The sequence below is a fragment of the Ignavibacterium sp. genome, assembly GCA_032027145.1.
Classification (GTDB): Bacteria; Bacteroidota; Ignavibacteria; order Ignavibacteriales; family Ignavibacteriaceae; genus IGN3.
The window spans coordinates 62,033-85,852 of record JAVSMP010000001.1; the positions used below are offsets into that span (position 1 = coordinate 62,033).

Genomic DNA, 23,820 nt, shown 5'->3' on the forward strand with positions numbered 1-23,820 from the left:
ATATTTAATTAAGAACCTGAATGAAACAATAATTTAAAACTGCTTCCTTCGCCTGATTTACTTTCAAGAATAATCTTGCCTTTATGTGCATCCATAATTTGTTTAACAAGAGTAAGTCCTAGTCCTGTACCTTTTGTAGTATGGATAAGTCCTGAAGAAACACGATAAAACTTATCAAACACTTTTTGCTGATCTTTTTCTGATATCCCAATGCCTTTATCAGAAATCTTTATAAATACAAAATCATTTTCACTGCCAATAGTAATTTTAATAAATTTATTTTCTGTGCTGTATTTAACTGAATTATCAATAAGATTAACTACGGCTTCTGAAACTGCTTCACGATCTACCTTCACTTTCGGAATATCAATACCTGGTTCATATTCAAAATCAAATCCTTTATTATAAAGATGATAACTGTAATTCTGATAAATCTGAATAACAATTTCATTCAGATCTTCATCAGCAAAGCTAAACTTGCGTTTACCTGCTTCCATTTTAGAGAAGTTAAGAATTGAATTAACAATTCTTCCTAAACGATTAGATTCACGGCTGATTATTGAATAATATTCTTTTTTCTTTTCTTCAGTTTTAACACGATCCATCTCAAGTGTTTCTGCAAACATGCTTATTAAAGAAAGCGGGGTTCTAAGTTCGTGAGAAACATTTGAAACAAAATCTGCTTTTGCTTTAGACAGTTCAAGTTCTTTATTAACTGCACTGTAAACGAACCATACAGCAGCGATCAAAACAATAAATAATATTCCGATCAGTATTAAATTTTCTGTTGCTCTTTCTTCTACAAGATCTTGTATTGACTTTCCAACAAGTGATATTCCCAGATTATAATCCGGGAAAATCCACAATGGTTTCTGAGCTTGAACAGGTTTCTTATCAAAATCTTTTGTGGAATTATATTGATAACCTGTTACAGGATTGATAACAGAAATAATGAATTCATTTTTAGCAACTTCCTGTAAACGCGGAGAAAGTATTTCGGAAATAAAATCCTGTGGATTTATAACTGCACCGTAAATTCTGTTTGGATATTTATCTGTTCCTGCAAAAACCAATAATGCCTCATCAGCAGAATTGTCTAAGTCAATTGGTTCAATTTTTCTGTAGCCCTGATTGCGGTAATCATACAATTTGTGTATTTGGTCTTTGTTCCGAAGCAGCTCACGGGTATAAGATAAATTTAATGAGATGGGATTTGAGATATTCAGATTATTTCTAAAAAAGAATTTTAAATTATCATCCTCCAGACTATCAGCAATAAAAATATAACTGAACTTACGATTTTCACTTACAATTGAATTAAGAATATCATTTCCGGAACCCTGCTTATTACCTGATTCAATCCCGGATATGATTTCATTTACAGTTGCTCTAACAACATCTTCTGAATACTGATTAACGGAAAAGAGTATTGCCTGAAGCTGATTGTTGTAAATTTCTTCAAGCACTTTTTCATCTTTGCTCAGCTTAATAAGTTCATTGTATAATAAAAAAGCTATAGGCAAAATAATAATCAGGATGAGTATCAAGCCTATTTTTTTCATTTATAATTTATCTTTTCGTCAACTGTTCAGATACTTTTGCTTTTACAAAATCTTTTAACGAATCATAAGTATGATTCTCGGGTTTAACCGGCTTTAAGAACCTAACATTTATTTTCTTCCAGGGTCTCGGAAAATGTGTACCGCGGGGCAAAGCGTCATAAGCGCCTTTTATTACTACTGGAACAACAGGCACATTTAATTCCCGGCTAAGAATCGCAAATGTTTTTTTAAAATCGCCTATATCGCCGCTTATTGTTCTTGTCCCTTCGGGAAAGATAATAATATTTTTTCCGCGTTTTAAAACCTCCGCAAGTTTTTGCAGTGAAGTTTTAAGATCATTAAGGTCCATAACAATCACATTATGTTTATCAGCAATAAACTTCAGAAGTTTATTCTTTACGTGTTTTTCTTTTGCATAAAAATATGTCTGTTTTAATAATTTATTTTTAAGAAAAACAGCCACAAACAGTCCGTCAAAAAAGCTTTGATGATTTGGCGCAAGAATAAAAGGACCTTCAGGGATATTCTCTAATCCTTCACCTTTTAATCTGAAATATAATTTAAGAAATACTTTTGCACTGTATTTCATCATATTGTGAGTGAACCAGCTTTTAGGCAGATCAAGATTAAAACGTTCTCTGAATATTTTACCCCAATCAATTGCCTCAACGCTAAGCTTTGTTTTTTTATCTTTTACATTTTCAGCAAGTTTAACAACATTAGAAAACCCGACCAGTTCAGGCTCTGTGTATTTTATCCCGAAGTTAGATTCAAGATAGACACCAAGATTTACTTTATCCAGCGAGTCCAATCCGAGGTCTATCTCTAAATGATCAGAAGGATGAATTGTTGTTTCTTTCTGCTGCTGTAAAAATTCTTTAATTAAAACATATTCCTGAAATGCCGGTTCTATAAGATTTTCTGTTTTTTCTTCAGAAACTTGTTCAAGCTGCGGTAATAAAAATCTTTTTAACTTCAGCAATCTGGTGCGTGGTAATGGTTCTTTAATCAAACTGAATTTCATTACTTTTTTATATGGTGTAACTGACTGATTATATTTATCAATAACCTCCCACTTAATCATCTCTTCAATATTTTCAATTCCCAGCTGTTTTGCTTTTTGATAATCTGGATAAATAACTGCGTGAAGTAAATCAGATTTTTCAAATACACCAATTTCAGTAATAACTTCACTCATATTTAATATTTTATCTTCAATCTCTTCAGGATTAACATTTTTTCCATTGGATAAAATTATTATTTCCTTCTTCCTTCCGGTAATAAATATTCTATTATCATCATCAAGATATCCAAGGTCTCCGGTATATAACCATCCATTTTTTAATATTGCAGATGTTTCTTCAGGGCGGTTATAATAGCCTTGCATAACATTTCTGCCGCGGGTTACAATTTCACCATCAAGAATTTTCACTTCATTGGTTTTTAGTGGCTGTCCGGCAGAACCGGGTAAAACTTTTCCAGGTCTTGTAAAGGTTATCATAGGCGCACATTCTGTCATACCAAATCCCTCAAGAATTTCAAATCCAAGTGTCAGATAATCCCTTGCAACATCTTTATCTAATGCAGCGCCGCCGCTTACAAGATATTTAATCCTGCCGCCGAACTTCCGTTGCACTGAACCGAATATTTTTCTTGAAAATGTTAATGAGTTTTTCTTCTGTGCAACTTTAAACAAAAATTTTGCAATTCCGCTCTTATCAATTTTATCTCTTATTCCCTTTCGGATAAGATTGTACAAACGAGGTACGCCGATAATAATTGTAATTTCCTGTTGAAGTGTTGCCATAATATCTTCAGAAGCCATAGAGGGAGAAAAAATAATTGTACCTCCAACACCCAGAGGAATTATCATCGTGCCCATCAAAGGGAAGATATGGTGCAGCGGTAAAAGCACCAATAATCTGTCATCGTTTCTGTAAATACTAACATCATCAGTAACAGCTTCTATATTTGCGCGGAGATTATCATAAGAAAGCATTACTCCTTTAGGTGAACCGGTTGTACCTGAGGTGTAAATAATTACTGCAGTATCGTTGGGATCAGGCTCAGGTAAATTTGAAAAGGATATTACCTCATTTATTCTGATATCATCAAGATTTATTTTCTGAATTTCATAATTCAACTCTTTGACAGCATTTTCCAGTACTTCTTTTGTTCCATCAGAATAATAAACAACTTCAGGTTTGCAGTCATTAAGTATAAAAGCAACATCATCTGATGACGACATAAAATCAATTGGTACTGCAACAGCATTTTTCATCCAGGCAGAATAAAACGCATAAACCCATTCAAATCTGTTTTCAGAAAATATAGCTGCTTTAGTCAGGTTATTATTTGGGAGAAGAGCCGAATAAAAATTTATATTCTTAATTAATTTATTGTAATCAACTTTTTGATCCCTATAGATCATTGCTGTTTTGTTATGGTCTTTTAAAAACAAGTTTTACCTTTTAGTAATGAATCTTTAGTTCTAAAATATTAAATAATCTCTAAATATCTGTTACTAAATTGTAAGGATATTTTACTTTAAAATTGAATTCATCAGAATTTTTTAGTATGTATAATCAACAACTTTTGAGGAAGTTATGATCCAAACAAGAGAACAACTTATCGCTCAAAAAAAGATTCAATTAAAAGTCATTGATTTGGCTTTAGGAATATTAGTCGGATTACTTTACGGGTATGCAATTGATAACCTTATTGTCGGGCTTATAATCGGGATCGGAGTTGGATTTTTTAAATGGATAAATAGTATTCTTTTCTGGGGTCTTTTCTTTCTTACTATCGTTTACTGGTTTATAATCATTTTTATTAAATGATAAAACACTGGAATAAACAATAACAACTTTTTATAAACATTAAACTCCTAACGGAGTTCTTTTTCTGTTATAAATAATTTCAATAAACTCAAAGAACTCTACTGCTGCCTGTTCTTTTGTTTCAACTTTTTTGCAAAACTAAAACACTGAATCTTCAGTATTTGGAACAGAGTTTTTCCTTATTTGAAAATATTTACGGATAATTATACTCTTATTTACCGATATCTTGTTCTTGTTGTTATTTGAGAAAACTAAACTATTTTTTTTATTCTCATAATAACCAATTCTTTTTTAGCCTTTAGGAAAATGGCACACGGATCGAACAGATTAAACTGATGTTAACAGATTAATCTATCTTCCGTTTATTCATTGTAAGAAATATTATGTCCAATCGTTAATTCTAAATAGTTTTGTTATTAATCAAGATATTTTGTTTATTTACTCTTAATTTTGAATTGAAATTAATATAGAATTTGATATGCGTATAATTATTGCAGGAATGGGAGATGTCGGCTATCAGCTTGCTAAGCAGCTCTCAATCGAGTCTCACGATATTATTGCTATTGATTTAGATCAAGACAGATTATCCTATTCTGATCAGATGGCTGATATTCTTACAATCAACGGATCTTCTACTTCAGTATCTGTTCTTAAACAAGCTGGTATTGATAAAGCTGATCTTTTGGTTGCTGTAACAGCATCAGAAGAGGTTAATATAACATCGGCAATAATTGGCAAAAAGCTTGGCGTAAAAAGAACCATCGCTCGAATTTTTAATGATGAATATCTTGAACCGGAAAGCGGAGTTAATTTTAATGAACTCGGTGTTGATTTTATGATCTACCCCGAAGGTCTTGCTGCAATCGAAACTGTTAATCTTATTAATCGTACAGCAGCAACTGATGTGCTTGAGTTTGAAGACGGCAAGCTTTCAGTTATGGGTATAAGACTTGATAAAAATGCACCAATAATACACAAAAAAATGTTTGAGGTTTCTCAGCAATTCCAAAATGTTGATTTCCGCGTAGTTGCAATTCATAGAAATTTTAGAACTATTGTGCCAAGAGGCAATGATCAATTTTTAGCTAACGATCAGGTATTTGTAATTTCAAAACCTCAGGGTCACGATGCAATCTTACGCCTTGCCGGTAAAGAAAATATTCAGTTTAATAATATAATGATTCTTGGCGGTGGCAAGATAGGAAGACGGGTCGCAAGTATGCTAAGTGATAAAATGACTGTTAAATTAATTGACAATGATGCTGATAAAACTTTTGAACTGGCTGATCAACTTCCTAATACTTTGGTTATTAAAGGCGATGGAAGGGATATAGATCTGCTGGCACAAGAAGGTATTATTGATGTAGATGCTTTTGTAGCTTTAACAGAAGACGCTGAAACAAATATAATTTCCTGCCTGATGGCAAAACATCTTGGAGTTAAAAAAGCAATTGCGCTGGTTGATAAAGTTGATTATATCCCACTTACCCAAACTATTGGACTCGATTCTCTCATTAACAAAAAATTAACCTCTGCAAACAATATTGTCCGTTTTATTAAAAAAGGCGGGTTGGTATCTTATTCTACTTTAGAAGGAATTGATGCAGTTTTATTAGAGTATATTGCACAGCCCGGTTCACATATAACACAATCTACTCTTGCAAAACTTGAACTGCCTAAAGGCACAATCATCGGCGGCTTTATTAGAAATGATGAAGGGCATATAGGTGTTGGGGATTCAAAAATAAATGCCGGCGATAAGGTTGTTGTATTCTCTTTACCCGATGCTGTAGAAAAATTAGAAAAGTTTTTTCTAGGATAACTGCTGCTTTGAACATTAAACGCGTATTAAATATTCTCGGGTTTCTTGTTTTAATAACAGGCATCTTTATGATGTTTGGGATTCCTTTCTCAATATACTATGGTGACAATGATATTGCTGTTCTGCTTTTTACGGGGATTGGGATAAGTATAATCGGATTCGGATTTTGGTTTAAAACAAGAAATGCAGATAAGTCTGATATTGGTAAAAGAGAAGGTTATTTAATAGTAACATTAGGCTGGGTACTGATGTCTTTATTCGGTGCATTGCCATTTGTTATACATGGATCAATTCCTAATTACAGCGATGCCTTTTTTGAAACTATGTCGGGCTTTACAACAACTGGTGCTACGATTTTGTCAGACATAGAATCTCTGCCGCATGGTCTTTTATTCTGGAGATCTCTTACTCATTGGATAGGTGGAATGGGAATAATCGTTCTTTCTCTTGCAATATTGCCTTTACTTGGCATTGGCGGAATGCAGTTGTATGCCGCTGAGGTCCCCGGTATAACTAAGGATAAATTTCATCCGCGGGTTAAGGAAACAGCAAAGCGATTGTGGGTTATCTACATGGCTTTAACATTTTTGGAAACTATTCTGTTAATGATAGCCGGTATGAACTTTTTTGATGCGCTCAATCATTCTTTTGCAACATTAGCTACAGGCGGATTCTCAACTAAGAACAACAGTACCGCTTATTTTACTTCTCCTTATATTCAGTACATACTGATTTTGTTTATGTTTTTAGCAGGAATGAATTTTACTTTGCATTATCAGATAATACATAAGAATTTTTCATTCTTAAAAAAAAATGACGAGTTCAAAGCATATTTGTTTTTTACCATCGGAGTTTCTGTTTTCATTACTCTTATTCATATTCCGTATGTAGATTTTAAACCCGAAGAAGCTTTCAGACAATCACTTTTTCATGTTGTATCACTGGTTACCACAACCGGATTCGTTTCCAGTAACTATGAAAACTGGGCAGTATTTTCTAAAATGATCTTTCTGATACTTCTATTCATCGGCGGTTCTGCTGGATCTACCGGCGGCGGTATTAAAGTAGTTAGGCATTTACTTTTATTAAAAAATGGCTTTATGGAATTGAAAAGATTATTACACCCGAGAGCTGTAATTCCAACAAGATTAAATGGAAAAGCCGTAACTCCGGAAATTATTTCAAATGTGCAGGCATTTTTTATACTATATATGTTAGTTTTTGTACTTGGCGCAATAATGCTATCATTGATGGGTGTGGATTTTATTTCTTCAATAGGCGGAGCAGCTACTTGTCTTGGAAATATTGGACCTGGTTTAGGCACCGTTGGTCCTGCTTCAAACTTTGGACATCTGCCTGAGCTTGCTAAATGGCTGTTAAGTTTGCTTATGTTGTTTGGAAGATTAGAGTTATTTACTGTGTTGATTATCCTTACTCCATATTTCTGGAAGAAGTAAAAAGAAGTTGTTTCAATAATTTATAACTAATTAAATAAGTTAGATTAGTTAACATTTTGTACCTTAATTTATCTTTAGAGTTTATTACTGTGGTTTAATAAAGATAAATTCATTATAAATAATGCAAGATGAATTCTTCTTTTCTGTCTGGTTTATTTTAGTGCTAAATGAAAAAGATATTATTTATTTGAGATGAAATTACATCAAACCCAATTCTACAGAAGAACTGGGTTTGAAGAATATTATAATCATGCTTTTTGGATAATCTGCTGGCAGCTGAAAGTCTGGTCTTTACAATATTATGATAATTTTTATCAACTGATAAATACCCAATAAACAATAGCTACAACTGCTGCCAAAGCACTTAAGCCCAAGAGTCCAATCAATCCATAAAAAGCAATATCTGTAACAAGACTTTTTTGTTTTTCATTTTTTAATTCGGGTTGCATTGAATAATTCCTTTCAAATCAATTTATTTCATTAAATGCTTAATTAATTAAATAAGTAACTGCAGTTACGTAATATGAAAGAAACTATAAATGTATCACTCCAATCTCTGTAAGCGGATTGCGTGCGGAGTCTGATTTTTATATAATCTTAAGTTGCTGAAGCAAATTCAGCAATATAATTTCGTAACTTCAGTAAGTGTTTGAAAAGGATGGACTATGTGCTTGTAGAAAAGATAACAGTAAGAAAAGTTTTGAAACGAAATGTAGTAGAAAACCCACCGTTGCAAATTTTTTTTGAGTCGGTTATATCTCTTTCAGAAATCAGATCATGCTTATCATAAATATAATGGAAAGAGGCAAAATTACGTTCCGTATTTTGTTTAACCGGATTTGGATTACTGCGTGCAGCACTTAATTCGCCGTTGTAATAATAAATCTGAAAACTGGTTTCTGAAAATTTTGTAACAGGATAATCGTTCCGGTTTGAAATTTGAGTGATTTGAAGACCAAACAACAAGATCACTAAAAGAACATTTACACCTTTTTCTTTATATAATCTGTTAACAAACAAGATATTTTTAAAAATTATTAAGTAATTATTGTTTTTATATCAGTAAGAATTTTTTTATTTGCAAGTATAAGTAAAATATCACCAGCTTCAACGGTTGTAGAACCTTTAGGAACAACATATTGTTCATTCCTGTTTATCAGAACTATTAAACTATCTTTCGGCAAACCAAGCTCCACAACAGTCTTACCGGCAGCGCCCGAATTATCAGAAATATAAAAATCGTAAAGGTCGTTATCATCGCCGTGCATTGATTCAAATTCAATCGGTGATCTTATCTTTTTAATATATGGCGCATCCAGTTTTAGCCATCTTGCAACGTATGTTAAACTCCAGCCCTGTAATAATGCTGATGTAAAAACGATAAAGAATACAATACTAAATATCAACCGCGCATATTTAACTTCGGCTAATAAAGGGAATGTTGCCAGAATAATAGGAACTGCTCCCCGAAGACCGACCCACGAAATAAAGACCTTTTCTTTAAAGCTGACCTTTGTAAAAATTAAAGATATAAATACAGCTACAGGTCGTGCAATAAACATAAGAACAACCGATAACACAAGTCCGATTCCAATTATCGGAATTATTTCTGATGGAAAAACCAGTAAACCAAGTGTAAGAAACATGCTTATCTGCCCAAGCCAGGCAAGACCATCAAAAAATCTTAATAAACTTTTCTTTTGAACGAAATCTCTGTTGCCCACAGCAATACCTGTAAGATATACTGCTAAAAATCCACTGCCGCCAATAAGATTTGTTGCAGCATATATCATACAAGCTAAACCAACTAATAAAACCGGATAAACACCTTCATTCTCTAATTTAATTTTATTCATTATTAAGACAACAATTCTTCCCATTGTTAAACCAATCAGAAACCCAAAACCAAATTGAAATACAATCAGCTTTGCAAAACTCAGCCAATCAGAAAGGGGATTTGTAATTGTTTCAATCAAACTGATTGTTAAAAATATTGCCATCGGATCATTACTGCCTGATTCAAACTCAAGAAGCGGCTTTAAGTTATCTTTAAGACTTACATTTTTTGAGCGCAATACATTAAATACTGCCGCTGCATCTGTTGAAGAAATTATTGCTCCTAAAAGCAAACCATAGATCATATCTATTTTCAGAATGTATGAAGCAATTACTCCAAATACCAAAGCTGAAATTATCACACCAAAAGATGCAAGACTGAGTGCTTGAAATCTTATCGGTCTTACTTCCTGTAAACTTGTACTTAAACCACCCGAAAAAAGTATAAACACCAGCGCAATAATTGCGATATTCTGTGCAATTAATGCCTCATTAAAATATATTCCGCCTATTCCTTCAGAACCGGCAAGCATACCAAGAGCAATAAATAAAATTAGTGTCGGCAAGCCAAGGTTATCAAATATCTTTGCAAATACTATACTTAAAAGTATAAGTATTGCACTGCCGAGCAGGAAATAATCAAGAATCATATTTTCATTACTACAGGATTTGATTTTTAAAAAATGATTGGCAATTTAAAAAACTTAGAGCAACATTTCTAATATATTGTTTTCATTTAACTTATTACTTCGTAAAATTATTGCTAAAAATTGCAGCTCAAGTAATACTTTTAATATGCTTATTGGGAAAAAATACCGATCACTTACTATATAATGTTGTTTTAAGTCAATTCTAAGAGCTTTTTATCGGCAAATCTTTTGCAAATAGGTTATATTTGCATCCCAATGTAATTGATTAAATGAATACTAAAGAATTATTAAAAAAGTACAGTAAACCTGAAAATTTTATCAACCGTGATTTAAGCTGGGTTGAGTTTAATAAACGTGTTCTGGATGAAGCACTTAATCCCGAGCTGCCTTTGCTTGATAAGATAAAATTTATCTCAATATTCTGTTCTAACCTGGATGAATTTTATATGATCAGAGTGTCAGGAATAAAGGAGCAGATCGCAGCAAATATCTCTGAGCCCGCAATTGACGGACTTACACCTATAGAACAGCTTAATAAGGTAGAGATAGCATTAAAGCCATTACTTAAGAAGCTTGATGATCTATGGACAATTGAAATAATACCTGCATTAAAAGAACAAGGTATCAGCCTTATTTCACTTAACGAGCTAAGCAATACTGATAAAGAGAAACTAACTAATTATTTTAAAAAAGAAATATTTCCTGTTTTAACTCCATTAGCATTTGATCCCGGAAGACCTTTCCCTTACATCTCAAACTTAAGTTTAAACCTTGCAATACTTATTAAAAAACCAAATGGAGAACAGCATTTTGCAAGAGTAAAGATGCCAAGTATTTTACCGAGACTGCTGCAGGTTGATAGTATATTGGATTCAAACAAATCATCAAATGTTGATGGAAATTTCTTTGCAACTTATATATGGCTCGGTGATATTATCAAAGAAAATTTGAATTTACTTTTCCCCGGAATGGAAATAGTTGAAGCTCATAGATTCAGAATTACAAGAAATACAGATATTGAGCTTCAGGAAGATGAAGCTGACGACTTATTAAGTGTAATGGAAGAAAACATAAAACAAAGAAGATTCGGCAGTGTAGTCAGATTAGAAGTAGGGCATCCAATGCCTGATTTTATGCTTGATACATTAATTGAAAATCTGGAAATAAATAAAGAGGATGTTCATACATCAGATGGACCGCTTGGATTGAGTGATGTAATGAGTTTGTACAATCTGCCAGTGCATCTGCTAAAAGAAAAACCATTTTATCCTGTTACTCCAAAAGTATTTGAAGAAGATGAAGATTATTTTTCAATAATCAGACAAAAAGATGTTCTTCTTCATCATCCATACCATTCATTTACACCTGTTATTGATTTTATTAAAAATGCCGCAAAGGATCCGGATGTATTAGCAATAAAGCAGACACTATACAGGGTTGGCTCTGATTCTCCAATAATCAAATGTTTAATCGAAGCAGCAGAAATGGGAAAACAAGTTGCCGTGCTTGTAGAACTTAAAGCAAGATTTGATGAACAAAATAATATTTTTTGGGCAAGAGAACTTGAAAAAGTTGGAATACATGTTGTTTATGGTTTGGTTGGATTAAAGATACATGCCAAGATGACTCTTGTTGTCAGAAAAGAATATGATGGTGTTAAAAGATATGTGCATATTTCAACCGGAAATTACAACGCAATTACTGCAAAGCTTTATACTGATTTGGGATTTTTTACTTCAGATGAAGATATATGCAGTGATGTTTCTGATATCTTTAATTTTCTTACTGGATACTCCAAACAAAAAGAATATAAAAAACTGCTGGTATCGCCAGTAAATATGCGTGAAAAAGTTTTAGAGCTGATTAATAAAGAAATTGAAAATGCCGCAGCAGGCGCAGAGGCAAAAATTTATATGAAGCTTAATTCACTTGTTGATCCGGTAATTATATCAGCATTATATGAAGCATCATCTGCCGGGGTTGATATTAAGCTTGTCATCCGAGGTGTGTGCAGTTTAATACCCGGTGTTAAAGGACTTAGTGAAAATATTGAAGTCAGAAGCATTGTAGGCAGATTTCTTGAACATAGCAGAGTTTTTTATTTCTATAATGATGGAAACGAAAAAGTATTTATCAGCAGTGCGGATATGATGCAAAGAAATCTTGATAGAAGAGTTGAAGTTGCAGTTCCGGTTGAAAACCAAAAATTAAAAGAAGAAATAATAGGTACATTAATAAAAGTTACTTTGAAAGATAATGTTAAAGCTCGCTTTTTGCAGCCTGATGGCAGTTATAAATTCTCTGAACTTAAAGAAACAACAAAAAAGGTTAACAGTCAGGAATGGCTCATGAAACATAATTTGAAAACAACCGGTGTCAGAAATTAAGAATCTTATAAAGTTATTTTTTTTACAGCACATAAATATTTTTATAACAATATATCTAATACAATTCATATTCCTAAGGTAAGATAATGTCCGAAATAACAAAAAGCAGTTTGATAAACTCAATAAAAAATGTAAAGCATCCTGAGTTAAATGTTAATCTGATAACAATGAATTCCATAAAAAAGTTCGATCAGAAAGATGGAGAAATCTTTTTAGAACTTTCTGTTACAGCAAACAATCCCGATGATATTAAAACAGCTATCACCGATCAGATAAAAAATGATTTCAAAGAAGTAAAAAAAGTTAATCTAAGCATCAAAGCAAGAAGCTCTTCTCATATAACTACTCATAAAGACCCGCGCAAGGATGCAATATTGCCGGGCGTTAAAAACACTATTGCAGTCGCAAGCGGAAAGGGTGGAGTCGGCAAAAGCACAGTTGCTGTTAATCTTGCAGTGGCATTAGCTCAGGATGGTGCAATGGTTGGTTTAATAGATGCAGATATTTATGGTCCAAGTATCCCACTGATGCTTGGCGCAAATGACAGACCAAAAGTTTATCAGGCAGAAAATTCCGTTAAGATTGTACCGCTTGAAAATTATGGAATTAAATTTATGTCAATAGGTTTACTTGTTGATGAAAAAGATCCTATAATATGGCGAGGTCCTATGGCAAGCGGAGCAATTAAACAATTTATGACCGATGTGGATTGGGGTGAACTTGATTATCTATTGTTCGATCTGCCTCCGGGCACAGGTGATATTCAGCTTACACTTGTCCAGACAATTCCTTTAACAGGTGCTGTTATTGTTACAACACCTCAGGAAGTTTCGTTGATCGATGCACGAAAAGCTCTGAAAATGTTTGAACGAGTAAATGTACCAGTACTTGGAGTAGTAGAAAACATGAGCTACTTTATCGCACCTGATACAGGCAAAAAATATGATATATTCGGATTTGGCGGAGGCGAAAAAATCTGTAAAGAATTAAATACAAATTTACTTGGTGGAATCCCTATTGATCCGCGTATCAGACAAGGCGGAGATAATGGTAAACCGATGGTGTTCGCTATTCCTGATGCAGAGGAAACTAAAATATTAATGGATATATCAAGAAAACTTACTGAACAGGTAAACATCCGTAATACCGGTTTAGATGATAAAATAGAAATAGACCTTGGTGATAATAATTAAATTCAGGCTTCTGAAAGACTATTCTAATAATTAAAAGATTGGGGAGTATTATTCTATAAGTGAAAAAGTGACTAATTCAAAATTTCTTAATCTTGATTCTGAGATTAGTTATAAGTGTCTATTGCAGCAAATATTCAGAGATGTCAAATAATTTTCAATAAAGAGCATCCTTACATGGATAAGTAGGAATTAAACTTTATTGGTTTTATTTTAGATTAACTAAAAACAATTGAGGTGATAAAATGAAAAACATAATCTTTTTATTTTTCTTATTCTCGCTCTCATTGGCTGCTCAATCCTTACCTGTTGCCGGAAAAACTTACTTATTAAAATATGACCCTGCGGAAAAAAATATTTTCACAAAGGATTCTAAAATTATACTTGTTTACGCATTTGATTACTGGGGCACAAAAGGAACTTCATCAGAAGGACCTGAGTCCTTATTTCAAAATGTTATTAAACCCGATAAAGGAAGAAAAAAAGAAATCAATATGTTACCATTAAACGGTATCTTTACCGCTGAGATTAATATTCCGGACTCAGCAGAATTGCTTTCATACTATCTTACCGACGGTAATAATTCTGATTTTAATGATAAAAAAACTTATACAAGTTATGTTTATAATAACTCCGGTAAACCCGTCAAAGGGGCAAGATTCAGAAATATCGATTTCCTGATAATGGCTGGCGCTGATAATAAAACCTGCATTGATGAAATAGAAAATGAGCTTAAAGACTATCCGGATTTTCATATTGCACGCTATGTGTTTTGGGATAAAAAATTTAATGGCGAAAAAGATTTTGAAAAGCTGCTTCTGTTGTACAATGATTTCGAAAAAGAGTTCAATCAATTGAAAGAAAGATTTCCTGATGATTATGAGCTTTTAAACGCACAAGGTAAAGGCTATGTTGCCTTTCAATCAGCTTTGAGTGGTGTTTTAATGCCTTATTATGAATCAGCTTCTAAAAAAATTATTGAAATCGCTGAACAGATTCCAGATGGTAAGCGAGCTTCGATTATTCAGAGAATGTATGACATGAATCAAAGACAAAAAAAATCAGCTGAGTTCAATAAAGAAATTATTGGAAAGCCTTCAATTGATTTTCAATTTGTGACAACAAAGGGTGAAAAAAGAATGCTTTCAGATTTTAAAGGTAAAGTTGTTCTTTTGGACTTTTGGGGAACATGGTGCGGACCCTGTGTTGGTGAAATTCCAAATCTCGTAAAAGCTTATCAAATGTTCAGAGAAAAGGGATTTGAAATAATTAGTATTAGCAGCGATCTGATGTTTAACTCCAAAAATGAGGATGAGTTTAAAAAGTTTACTGAAGAAAATAATATGAGTTGGACTCAGGCTTTAGATGACAAAGACCAGACTATTCACAAACTATATAATATTGTACACTGGCCGACTTTATATCTTATTGATAAAAACGGAACAATAATCAGGGATGAAAATGTTTTAAGAGGTGCTCAGCTTGAAGAAACACTTGCAGAAGTTTTAAACTAAAGCAATTTCTTTTTCAACCGGTTAATCAGCCTGTTGAAATATTTTTGGAAATTATAATAATTCTAAGTTAAGCCAATTGCACCAGTTCAAAAATATGACTCATATAAGAAGCGAAATACAAAAAGTACTTAACAACATCAGACCATTTTTGCAAGCTGATAATGGCGATATAGAACTTGTTGATATTACTGAAGATGGAATAGTTAAAGTACGACTGCTTGGAGCTTGTGAAACCTGCCCGCTTTCTGTTATGACATTACGCGCAGGCATTGAAAGAGCAATTTTGAACGAAGTTCCTTCTGTAAAAAGAATTGAAGCAACTGATTGATTAAATGACTGAAATTTTAAGTAAAAAAATATTCAACTACCTTTTTGTGTTTATCGGCATAGTTGCGGTTATCTTTTTACTGTATGTACTAAGCAATGTTGTAATTCTGTTCGTTCTTTCAGTACTTCTTGGTTTTATTTTTGCACCATTTGTTCGCTTACTTGAAGGGAAAGGTTTATCCCGAACAGTTTCAACCTTAAGTGTTTTCCTTTCCTTTGCATTTTTAGTTTACCTTGCTCTTTCATCAGTCATACCAAAGCTTGTATATCAAATGGATCAGCTAATTATTGCATTAAAAGATTTTTCACTTAATGAAGAGCTGAATATAATTGAGCAAAAACTATTAAGTATTTTCCCTTTCTTTGATAAGGGTAATTTGGTTAAGAAGGCTGAAGATATTATATCAACTTCATTTAATGACCTGATAAATCATCTTACTTTTTATCTGGGCAGTATTGTCTCTATTGCTTCTTTTTTTGTAATCGTACCATTTATATCCTTCTTCTTATTAAAAGATACTGATGCAATACAGAAAGGACTGATATACAAGGTTCCTAATAAATATTTTGAAGTATCTTATTGGATACTTAAAAGAGTAACTCTTCAGCTTGGAAGATTTGTAAGAGCCTGGATTTTTGATGCAACATTTGTTGGAGTATTTATTGGCTTTGGTTTTTATTTTATCGGTTTGCCAAATGCTATGCCGCTTGGAGTAATTGCAGGTATAGGACATCTTGTTCCTTATTTTGGTCCAATTATCGGGGGAATACCTGCAATTATTTTATCTATAATGATTACCGGAAATCTGTCAATGATTCCATTAATCTTATTAGTAATTGCATTAACTTATACTATTGATAACGGTTTTGTACAGCCTTATATTTTTTCAAAAAGTGTTGATATACATCCGATACTTATAATACTTTTAATCATTGCGGGAAGCGAATTGTTCGGAATAATTGGGATGCTGCTTGCTGTACCAACTGCAACAATAATCAAAACTGCATTAAAAGAAATTTATTTTGCTTATAAAAATTATAGTATCGCAAAACTATAAATCAGGCTAAATTTTTTCTTCAATAATTTTCTTTATCACATCAACTGAAGATATTCCATCAGCTTCTGCACTAAAGTTTGTAATTATTCTGTGGCGTAAAACAGGCAGCATTACAGATTTTACATCATCAATATTTGGCGTGAATCTGCCTTCCATAATTGCTTTAGTTTTTGCTGCTAAAACAAGATATTGAGATGCTCTCGGACCAGCGCCCCAGGTAACCCAGTCTTTAACATATTTAGGAGCATTGCTGTTTACAGGTCTTGTCATATTAGAGATCTTAACGGCAAACTCAATTACATTTGGTGCTACTGGTACTTTCAGAACAAGTTTCTGATAATCTAAAATTTCCTGAGCTGTAACGACTTTATTTAGTTCTGCCTTATACTGGCTTGTTGTAGTCTGAACAACTTTAACTTCTTCATCAGCAGTCGGATAATCTAACCATAGATTGAACATAAACCTGTCCAGTTGAGCTTCGGGCAGTGGATATGTTCCTTCCTGCTCTATTGGATTTTGTGTTGCTAAAACAAAAAATGGTTCAGGAAGCTGATAAGTTTTTCCTGCAGCAGTTACTTTATGCTCCTGCATTGCTTCAAGAAGTGCAGCCTGTGTTTTTGGCGGGGTTCGGTTAATTTCATCAGCAAGGATAATATTAGCAAACACTGGTCCTGATATAAATCTGAAACTTCTTTGCTTTGTTATATTGTCTTCATCCAGGATTTCTGTTCCGGTAATATCGCTTGGCATCAAATCGGGAGTAAATTGTATTCTGCTGAATTTTAAGTCCAAAACTTCTGCAAGTGTTTTAATCAATAATGTTTTTGCTAAACCCGGAACGCCAACCAGTAAACAATGCCCGCGTGAGAGCAGTGCTATAATCAGATGATCAATAATGGAACTTTGCCCAACTATAACTTTAGAAATTTCAGTTTTAATCTCATCAATTTTTTTATTTAACTGTTCTACTAACAGAACATCTTCTTTACCGGAGTTTGGATTACTCAATTTTAGCCTTTTGTTTTACTTAAATTCTTATTTCCCAAAAAATTTTCTTTTTAATTTCCGCTATCCATTTATTGTATTCATTCTGTTTTTTAAAATCATCAGCTAATTTTTTAATTTCAGAATAGTCTGTATCAAGACCTGCTTTATGCTGCGGTACCCGGGATTTAAGCCATACAATATGATAACCATAAGTACCCGGTGCGTATTCAAGTCTTCTTGGATAACCAATTTCTCCCTGTTTTAATTTTCCGACAGCATCAAGTAAAGCTTTATCCAGCTGATTCATATAGAATGTTCCAAGTTCGCCGCCAAAGGGAGCAGTTTCTTTATCTTCGCTATACTTCTTGGCATAATCCTGAAAAGTTCCGAATCCTTTTTGTATGCTGTCTCTAATTTCGCTGAGAAAATCTATAGTTTTCAAATCAGCATCTTCATCGGCTTTTATCTTTATTAATATGTGTCTGGTATGAACAGATTCACCTCGCTTTTCCAGCATCTGGATTATGTGAAAACCAACCGGTGATTCAACAACTCCAGAAATTTCATCAACATCTAATTTAAATGCTGCCTCTTCAAACTCAGGATAGAACACACCCTTTTTAACAAATCCAAGATCGCCGCCTTGTGCAGCACTGCCGGGATCATCAGAATATTTCTTAGCAAGCTCCGAAAAGTCTTTTCCTGCTTTGATCGAGTCGAGTAAAGCTGATGCCTTATCATAGAATTTCTTTTTTAGTTTTGCACTTGCTTTAGGATTCTGAAAAATGTGATAGATCGTTACCTTTTCCGGTATCATACCAATGCTGTCTTTATAGGTATTAAAAAAATCTTCAACTTCTCTTCTGGTTGCCTGAACTTTTCCGAAATTCTTTTCCTGCAAACGCTGAGACATAAGACTTTTCCTGACTTCATCTCTAAGCTCACGTTTAATCCGGTCTATGCTCATACCATAAATTTTTTCTATATTAGAAACAGAACCATATTGTTGTATAAACATATTTATCTGATAATCAATTCTCTGGTTTACTTCGTCTTCTGAAACAGTTACTGAATCAAGATCAGCCTGAGCATATATTAATTTTTCCTCGATCATTGAATTTAATATCTGATTACGCAAACCGGGTGTGTTTGGATCCAACTGACGTTGTGATGCAAAAACACTAATCTGAAAATCAAGCTCACTTTTCAGAATTATCTCATTATCTACCACAGCTACAATTTTATCCAGTATTTCCTGAGCAGATACAGTTACAGTGAACAAGGTAAGAATTGCTAATAATTTTATTTTCATTTTTTTATCTCAATATCATTCTTGGAGTAAAGTTCTTTTATGTGATTTTCAATTGCTACTGTCTTCAATTCCGTTTTATATCTTTTTGTTACATCTGCTTTAATAGACTCAAATGGTAATTCTGATCCTTTTGCATATTCTGCAATAAACTGTACTAATGAGTAAGACCCGGGTTTTTCTGTAATCACTACGCTGATCTCCTGCGGAAAAAAATCCTTCATTATTTTCGCAATCTGAACAGGATAAAGATTAGATTCTTTTACTACTGCTAAATTTATTTTATTGATAACAGATAAATCGTTTTCGAACATATTCAAAGCGCTCTGCCAGCCTGACTCAACTGCAATATTTCTAAACTTAATTGCTTTGTCTTCGTTATTAAAATAGATCTTATTAAGCTGAAAATAATCTTCATCAGCTCTGAAGTATAATTTGTTTTTTTCATAATATTCAGCAAGGTCATCATCTGAAATATCAAAATCTTCATCATCAATTATTTTATTAATATAAATCGAACCAGCTAATTTTCTTTTGGAATCATTTACTATCCTTAAGAAATTTTCTTCATTTGTTATCCCATCACTAACAGCCTTCTGATAAAGTAACTCATCGTACACCCATAATTTAACAGCATTTTCTTTTTCCTCAGCTGTAATTCCTGAAGTATCAACCAGAGAAGCAAAAACTTCTCTGGTTAAATAGGAATCATTAACTCGAGCTATATATTCTGTTTTCTGTTTTTTCTCTGTACAACTTACAACTATCAGAACAACAGAAAATAAAATAATACTACTTATTGTATTGTGTAAAAGCTTTACGCAATTGATCATAATTTATTACCGGAGAATATCTTTTCTTTAACGAGTCAATATATTCATTTTCAAGTCGTTTGCTTTCATATTCCTGAAATGCACCTGACACTTCTGCTTTGGCTTCTTCAAAAGTTTTTAATCTTGCAGGGTCTTTCTCATCCAATCTGATTATTGAAAAACCACCCTGGTTTGGTACAGGCTCTGAATAATCTCCAGGTTTAGATAAGCCGTCAGCAATTTTTGATAATTCTGAATTAATAGTTTGAAGTTCATACTTGCCATGTTTTTCTTTCATATTAGGGCGTTCAGTTTTTGATGCAAGTGAATCAAAATCTTCACCGGATTTTAACAGGTTGTAATAATGTCTAATTACAGAATCTTTTCTGGCAAATATTTCAGTAAATGCCAATCTGTTATCCCACTTATACTTCTCCATATTCTTTTGATAGAAATCCAAAAGTTTGACACTATCGATTTTTACTTTATTCCAGACTTCTTCTTCCTGAAGTTTGAAAATAAAAATTCCATTTTGATAATCTTTCATCAGATCGGCAAATTGGGCATCAGTTTTATCTAACGTTTTTGATTTTTCTTCAAGCACTTGTTGGTCAGAATATTTACTTATTGCTTTGTTCATAAAATCAGCGTTCAGTTTTTTACCGGTAAATTCAGTATCTGTTTTTAATCTGGAATAAAAATCACTCACACTTACGGCATCATTTGTAAAGGAATAAAGAGTTTTGTTACCAAGAGTCTCCTTACCTCTCAGTTCACCGCCGATAATAGTTGAATCATTTTGATCTAACACCTGATGAAAGACGCTCTCATCAATTTTGAAATTAAATTCTTTTTTAAAGTTTTCGACTAAATCTGTATAAAGATCATTATAGCGGGATCTTTTGAGCATATTCTTTAAGTTTTCTTTGTCTTCTTCAAAAGTTGGATAAGATTGTTTTTCAGTAAGTTTGATAACATGTAAACCAAAACTTGTTTTTACAACATCCGAAACCTGTCCAACGCCGAGGTTAAATGCTGCTTCATCAAACTCAGGCACCATCATCCTGCGCTCAAAAAATCCAAGATCACCGCCTTTATCTTTTGTGCCGGTATCATCTGAAAATCTTTTTGCAACTTCACTAAAATCTTTTCCTGCTTTAAGTTCTGCAAGTACGCTGTCCATTGTGGCGTATGTAGCGGCGGTATCAGTAGTTCCATCCGGGTTTGAATAACTGATCAAGATATGACTAACTCTGATTTTAGGAATTCGTTGTTTAACATCAGTAACTTTAATAATATGAAAACCGAAACGGGTTTGAACTACCTGCGGGTAAACACTATCTTTTGGTGTGTTGTATGCAGCATCTTCAAATTCAAACGGCAATTGTCCGGCAGTGAAGTAAAAAATATCACCATTTTTAGATTTGGAAAAATTATCCTGGGAATACTTCTGAACCATTGATTCAAATGACTGACCAGCCTTTATGCTGTCAAGTATTGCCTGTGTTTTATTTCTTGCAGCAAGTTCACCTGATGAATCAGGTCTAATCATTAAATGACTTGCTCTTATTTCAGTTTTTCTTCTTTCATACAAGTCTTTTACATTTGGTTCTACAAGATACTTTTCAAGGATATATGATGAACCAACTTGTTTTTTATAATTTTGTAATTCTTCGTTTAGTTCAGAATCATTCTGATAACCGCGCAGCTTAGCATCGTCAAGCTTCATCTTAAAGTTAGTATAAAGCTCAGCAAAGTTTTTATAATTATTAAAACTATCTTTAGCGGCGGCTTCTAAATTTCCAACATTTTTTACATAAGCCTTTTCAAACTCGTCCATTCTTATCTTAGTATCATCGTACTCAGCAATCACAATTTTTGAGTGTTCAGTTGAACAAGCTGTAATCAGAAATGTTAATAAGGCAGCGAAATAAATGGAAACCCTTAAAGACATTTTTATCTCCTTTATAGTTTTACAAATTTAACTTAGAATTTTATCATTTGAAGGTTTGAAAATCAAGGTAATTTTAAGCTGGTCAATGCAGATTGTACAAAGACCAGCTTTTCAATTACTATTTTAGCAAACTCATTTTTATAACTTGTTGACTTTTTCTGCTTAACATTTTTACAAAATATGTCCCGCTTGATAAATCCGAACCATCAATTACTAAATTGTAAGATCCGGATGTAATATTCTCATTTAATAATGTTTTAACTTCATTACCAAGTATATCATACAAAGCAATTTTAACAGTTCCCTCTTCAGGAATTATAAAATGCAAATTAGTAACCGGGTTAAATGGATTTGGATAGTTTTGAAATAGTTTATATTCATTAAGATCAGTTATTAAAACACCAGCTTCAGCTGAATACTCATAACTGCCATCAAGATCAATCTGTTTTAGTCTGTATAAATATTCAGAAGAATTTAAGTTATTATCATAAAAATTGTAAGTAATCCTGTTTGTTGATGAACCGCTTCCGCTAACAAATCCGATTGTTTGATAATCTCCCGAAATTTCTTTTCTTTCAATTTCAAAACCGTAATTATTTGTTTCACTGGCTGTAATCCACTGTAATTCAACACTTCCATTTACATATTCAGCTTTGAAAGAGATTAGTTCAACCGGAACAACAATCGAGTTAACTGCATTAAGAGCATTAATAATTCCCCAGCCATATTGGTTATCAGGATTTGCACTGCGCGAAGCAGTTGATTTTAATATGTACAAAACTTCCATTGGTGTAAGTAAGGGATTTTTCTGGAGTATTAAAGCACATACTCCTGCTACCAATGGACAGCTATAAGAAGTTCCTGAACCAAAATTATATTCATTTCCATAAATTGACGCAACATAATCATTGCTTCCCATAGCCATCAGATCTGGTTTAATTCTTCCATCGTAGGTAGGACCAACACTGCTAAATGATGAAATACCGCCTGAACTGTTAACAGAACCAATTGTAACAACACTATCACCGTCAGCCGGGGCATTTAATGTATTATGCGAAGAATTATAACCGTTATTGCCTGCAGAATTAACAACGGTAATTCCCAAGCCAACAGCATAATCGGCAGCAATAGTTATTCTTGCAGTATTGCCGTCCATATCCATCCAGGTATAACTTGAATACGGAGGATCAAATTCCAGATAGCCCAAAGAGGTTGAAGTTACATCAACACCAAGACTATCAGCCCATTCCATTGCTGCAATCCAGTTGTCTTCTTCCTGAGGGGTTTCTCCGGGATCAACCTCAGTCCTTGCTAACAAGTAAGTTGCACCGTAAGCAGGACCAATCAATTCTCCCTGCTTAAATCCGCCTATAAGAGAAAGAGTGGCAGTTCCATGAAAATGTCCGGTAAGATTTGGACTGTTAGTACCAAAATCATAAGTATGTGCAATATTCATACTTGAGAAAACTTCGTGAGTAAGATTTGAAAAGCCGGCATCCATTACACAAATCATAATACCTGCACCGTTATAACCTGAATCATGAACTGCTGGCACATTAATTTGATTAAGCTGGGTATAGGAATTTCCATAGTTTAAAGAATGAATACCTTCAGGCTGTGAAACTTTGCTTGTAATATTGTTTGATTTTTCAAATTCAACATCATCTTTTTTGCTTGTATAAACTCCAACTACATCCAGCAGCTTTACGAATGGATATTGAATAATACGATTCATTACATCAATAGTTGCATAACCGCTTACAGAATTAAACCATTTCGATTTTTGTTTTACAATAAAACCATCCTGTATTAATTGATTAATGTAATCTTGATTTACGGGAAGATCACTATATTTTATCAAATTCGAGTTATCTAAAACTTTCGCTCTTCTATCCAGTGATCTCTGAGTTACAACAGTTTCAGGTTTGTTAAAATATTTCTGAAGGTCATTACCTTTATCACTAAAATCAACCCATATTAGATAATTTTCCATCTGACCATCAGATTGCACTTTTGCTTGTAATCTTGAAGAAATTTTTAAATTCAAATCTTGAGCAAAAACATTTAATACTCCCAACAAAATAAAAGCAACTATAAAACTTCTCATCTAATTTC

At 33.2% G+C, this 23,820-nt stretch carries 18 protein-coding genes; 8 read left to right on the plus strand and 10 right to left on the minus strand.

Features of this window, described 5'->3' with window-relative positions:
• Nucleotides 1–8 precede the first annotated feature (8 nt).
• A complete protein-coding gene (locus ROY99_00260; protein MDT3694787.1) occupies nucleotides 9–1,562 on the minus strand; it encodes a HAMP domain-containing sensor histidine kinase in 1,554 nt (517 codons plus the stop codon).
• 7 nt (nucleotides 1,563–1,569) lie between these two features.
• On the minus strand, nucleotides 1,570–4,023 hold the full coding sequence (locus ROY99_00265; GenBank protein ID MDT3694788.1) for an AMP-binding protein: 2,454 nt from the start codon (nucleotides 4,021–4,023) through the stop codon (nucleotides 1,570–1,572).
• A 145-nt stretch (nucleotides 4,024–4,168) separates the two neighbouring features.
• On the opposite strand from ROY99_00265, the gene ROY99_00270 reads away from it, so the two are divergent.
• From ROY99_00270 to ROY99_00280, 3 genes are all read left to right on the plus strand, one after another.
• Nucleotides 4,169–4,402: a hypothetical protein gene (locus ROY99_00270; protein ID MDT3694789.1), complete on the plus strand. Its 234-nt coding sequence runs from the start codon at nucleotides 4,169–4,171 to the stop codon at nucleotides 4,400–4,402.
• Between the two features lie 478 nt (nucleotides 4,403–4,880).
• Nucleotides 4,881–6,224 (plus strand): Trk system potassium transporter TrkA, encoded by a 1,344-nt coding sequence (trkA, locus tag ROY99_00275; GenBank protein MDT3694790.1) that lies wholly within the window; start codon nucleotides 4,881–4,883, stop codon nucleotides 6,222–6,224.
• A gap of 8 nt (nucleotides 6,225–6,232) precedes the next feature.
• Nucleotides 6,233–7,681, plus strand: coding sequence for a TrkH family potassium uptake protein (locus ROY99_00280; GenBank protein MDT3694791.1), 1,449 nt, complete (start codon nucleotides 6,233–6,235; stop codon nucleotides 7,679–7,681).
• Between the two features lie 314 nt (nucleotides 7,682–7,995).
• Here the strand turns inward: ROY99_00280 and ROY99_00285 are convergent, their stop codons facing one another.
• From ROY99_00285 to ROY99_00295, 3 genes are all read right to left on the minus strand, one after another.
• Entirely contained in the window at nucleotides 7,996–8,130 is a 135-nt protein-coding gene (locus tag ROY99_00285; GenBank protein ID MDT3694792.1) for a hypothetical protein, read from the minus strand.
• Between the two features lie 214 nt (nucleotides 8,131–8,344).
• Nucleotides 8,345–8,701, minus strand: coding sequence for a hypothetical protein (locus ROY99_00290; protein ID MDT3694793.1), 357 nt, complete (start codon nucleotides 8,699–8,701; stop codon nucleotides 8,345–8,347).
• A 17-nt stretch (nucleotides 8,702–8,718) separates the two neighbouring features.
• Nucleotides 8,719–10,167, minus strand: coding sequence for a potassium/proton antiporter (locus ROY99_00295; protein MDT3694794.1), 1,449 nt, complete (start codon nucleotides 10,165–10,167; stop codon nucleotides 8,719–8,721).
• A gap of 269 nt (nucleotides 10,168–10,436) precedes the next feature.
• Between ROY99_00295 and ppk1 the strand changes: the two genes are divergently transcribed.
• From ppk1 to ROY99_00320, 5 genes are all read left to right on the plus strand, one after another.
• Nucleotides 10,437–12,554 carry a polyphosphate kinase 1 gene (ppk1, locus tag ROY99_00300; protein MDT3694795.1) on the plus strand — a complete coding sequence of 706 codons (2,118 nt, stop codon included), beginning with the start codon at nucleotides 10,437–10,439 and terminating at the stop codon, nucleotides 12,552–12,554.
• An 86-nt stretch (nucleotides 12,555–12,640) separates the two neighbouring features.
• Nucleotides 12,641–13,747, plus strand: a complete 1,107-nt coding sequence (apbC, locus tag ROY99_00305) for an iron-sulfur cluster carrier protein ApbC (GenBank protein ID MDT3694796.1) — start codon at nucleotides 12,641–12,643, stop codon at nucleotides 13,745–13,747.
• 242 nt (nucleotides 13,748–13,989) lie between these two features.
• Complete coding sequence (locus tag ROY99_00310) at nucleotides 13,990–15,258, plus strand: TlpA disulfide reductase family protein (protein MDT3694797.1); 1,269 nt, start codon at nucleotides 13,990–13,992, stop codon at nucleotides 15,256–15,258.
• A 103-nt stretch (nucleotides 15,259–15,361) separates the two neighbouring features.
• A complete protein-coding gene (locus tag ROY99_00315) occupies nucleotides 15,362–15,586 on the plus strand; it encodes a NifU family protein (GenBank protein MDT3694798.1) in 225 nt (74 codons plus the stop codon).
• A gap of 4 nt (nucleotides 15,587–15,590) precedes the next feature.
• Complete coding sequence (locus ROY99_00320) at nucleotides 15,591–16,643, plus strand: AI-2E family transporter (GenBank protein MDT3694799.1); 1,053 nt, start codon at nucleotides 15,591–15,593, stop codon at nucleotides 16,641–16,643.
• A 6-nt stretch (nucleotides 16,644–16,649) separates the two neighbouring features.
• On the opposite strand, the gene ROY99_00325 is transcribed toward ROY99_00320, so the two are convergent.
• The 5 genes from ROY99_00325 to ROY99_00345 form a co-directional block, all read right to left on the minus strand.
• Nucleotides 16,650–17,651 (minus strand): MoxR family ATPase, encoded by a 1,002-nt coding sequence (locus ROY99_00325; protein ID MDT3694800.1) that lies wholly within the window; start codon nucleotides 17,649–17,651, stop codon nucleotides 16,650–16,652.
• A 19-nt stretch (nucleotides 17,652–17,670) separates the two neighbouring features.
• Complete coding sequence (locus ROY99_00330; protein MDT3694801.1) at nucleotides 17,671–18,942, minus strand: peptidylprolyl isomerase; 1,272 nt, start codon at nucleotides 18,940–18,942, stop codon at nucleotides 17,671–17,673.
• Nucleotides 18,939–19,772, minus strand: coding sequence for a hypothetical protein (locus ROY99_00335; protein MDT3694802.1), 834 nt, complete (start codon nucleotides 19,770–19,772; stop codon nucleotides 18,939–18,941). Before ROY99_00335 ends, ROY99_00330 begins: the two co-directional genes overlap by 4 nt.
• Nucleotides 19,732–21,705: a peptidylprolyl isomerase gene (locus ROY99_00340; protein MDT3694803.1), complete on the minus strand. Its 1,974-nt coding sequence runs from the start codon at nucleotides 21,703–21,705 to the stop codon at nucleotides 19,732–19,734. Before ROY99_00340 ends, ROY99_00335 begins: the two co-directional genes overlap by 41 nt.
• Before the next feature lie 118 nt (nucleotides 21,706–21,823).
• Nucleotides 21,824–23,812, minus strand: a complete 1,989-nt coding sequence (locus ROY99_00345) for a S8 family serine peptidase (GenBank protein ID MDT3694804.1) — start codon at nucleotides 23,810–23,812, stop codon at nucleotides 21,824–21,826.
• Nucleotides 23,813–23,820 lie beyond the last annotated feature (8 nt).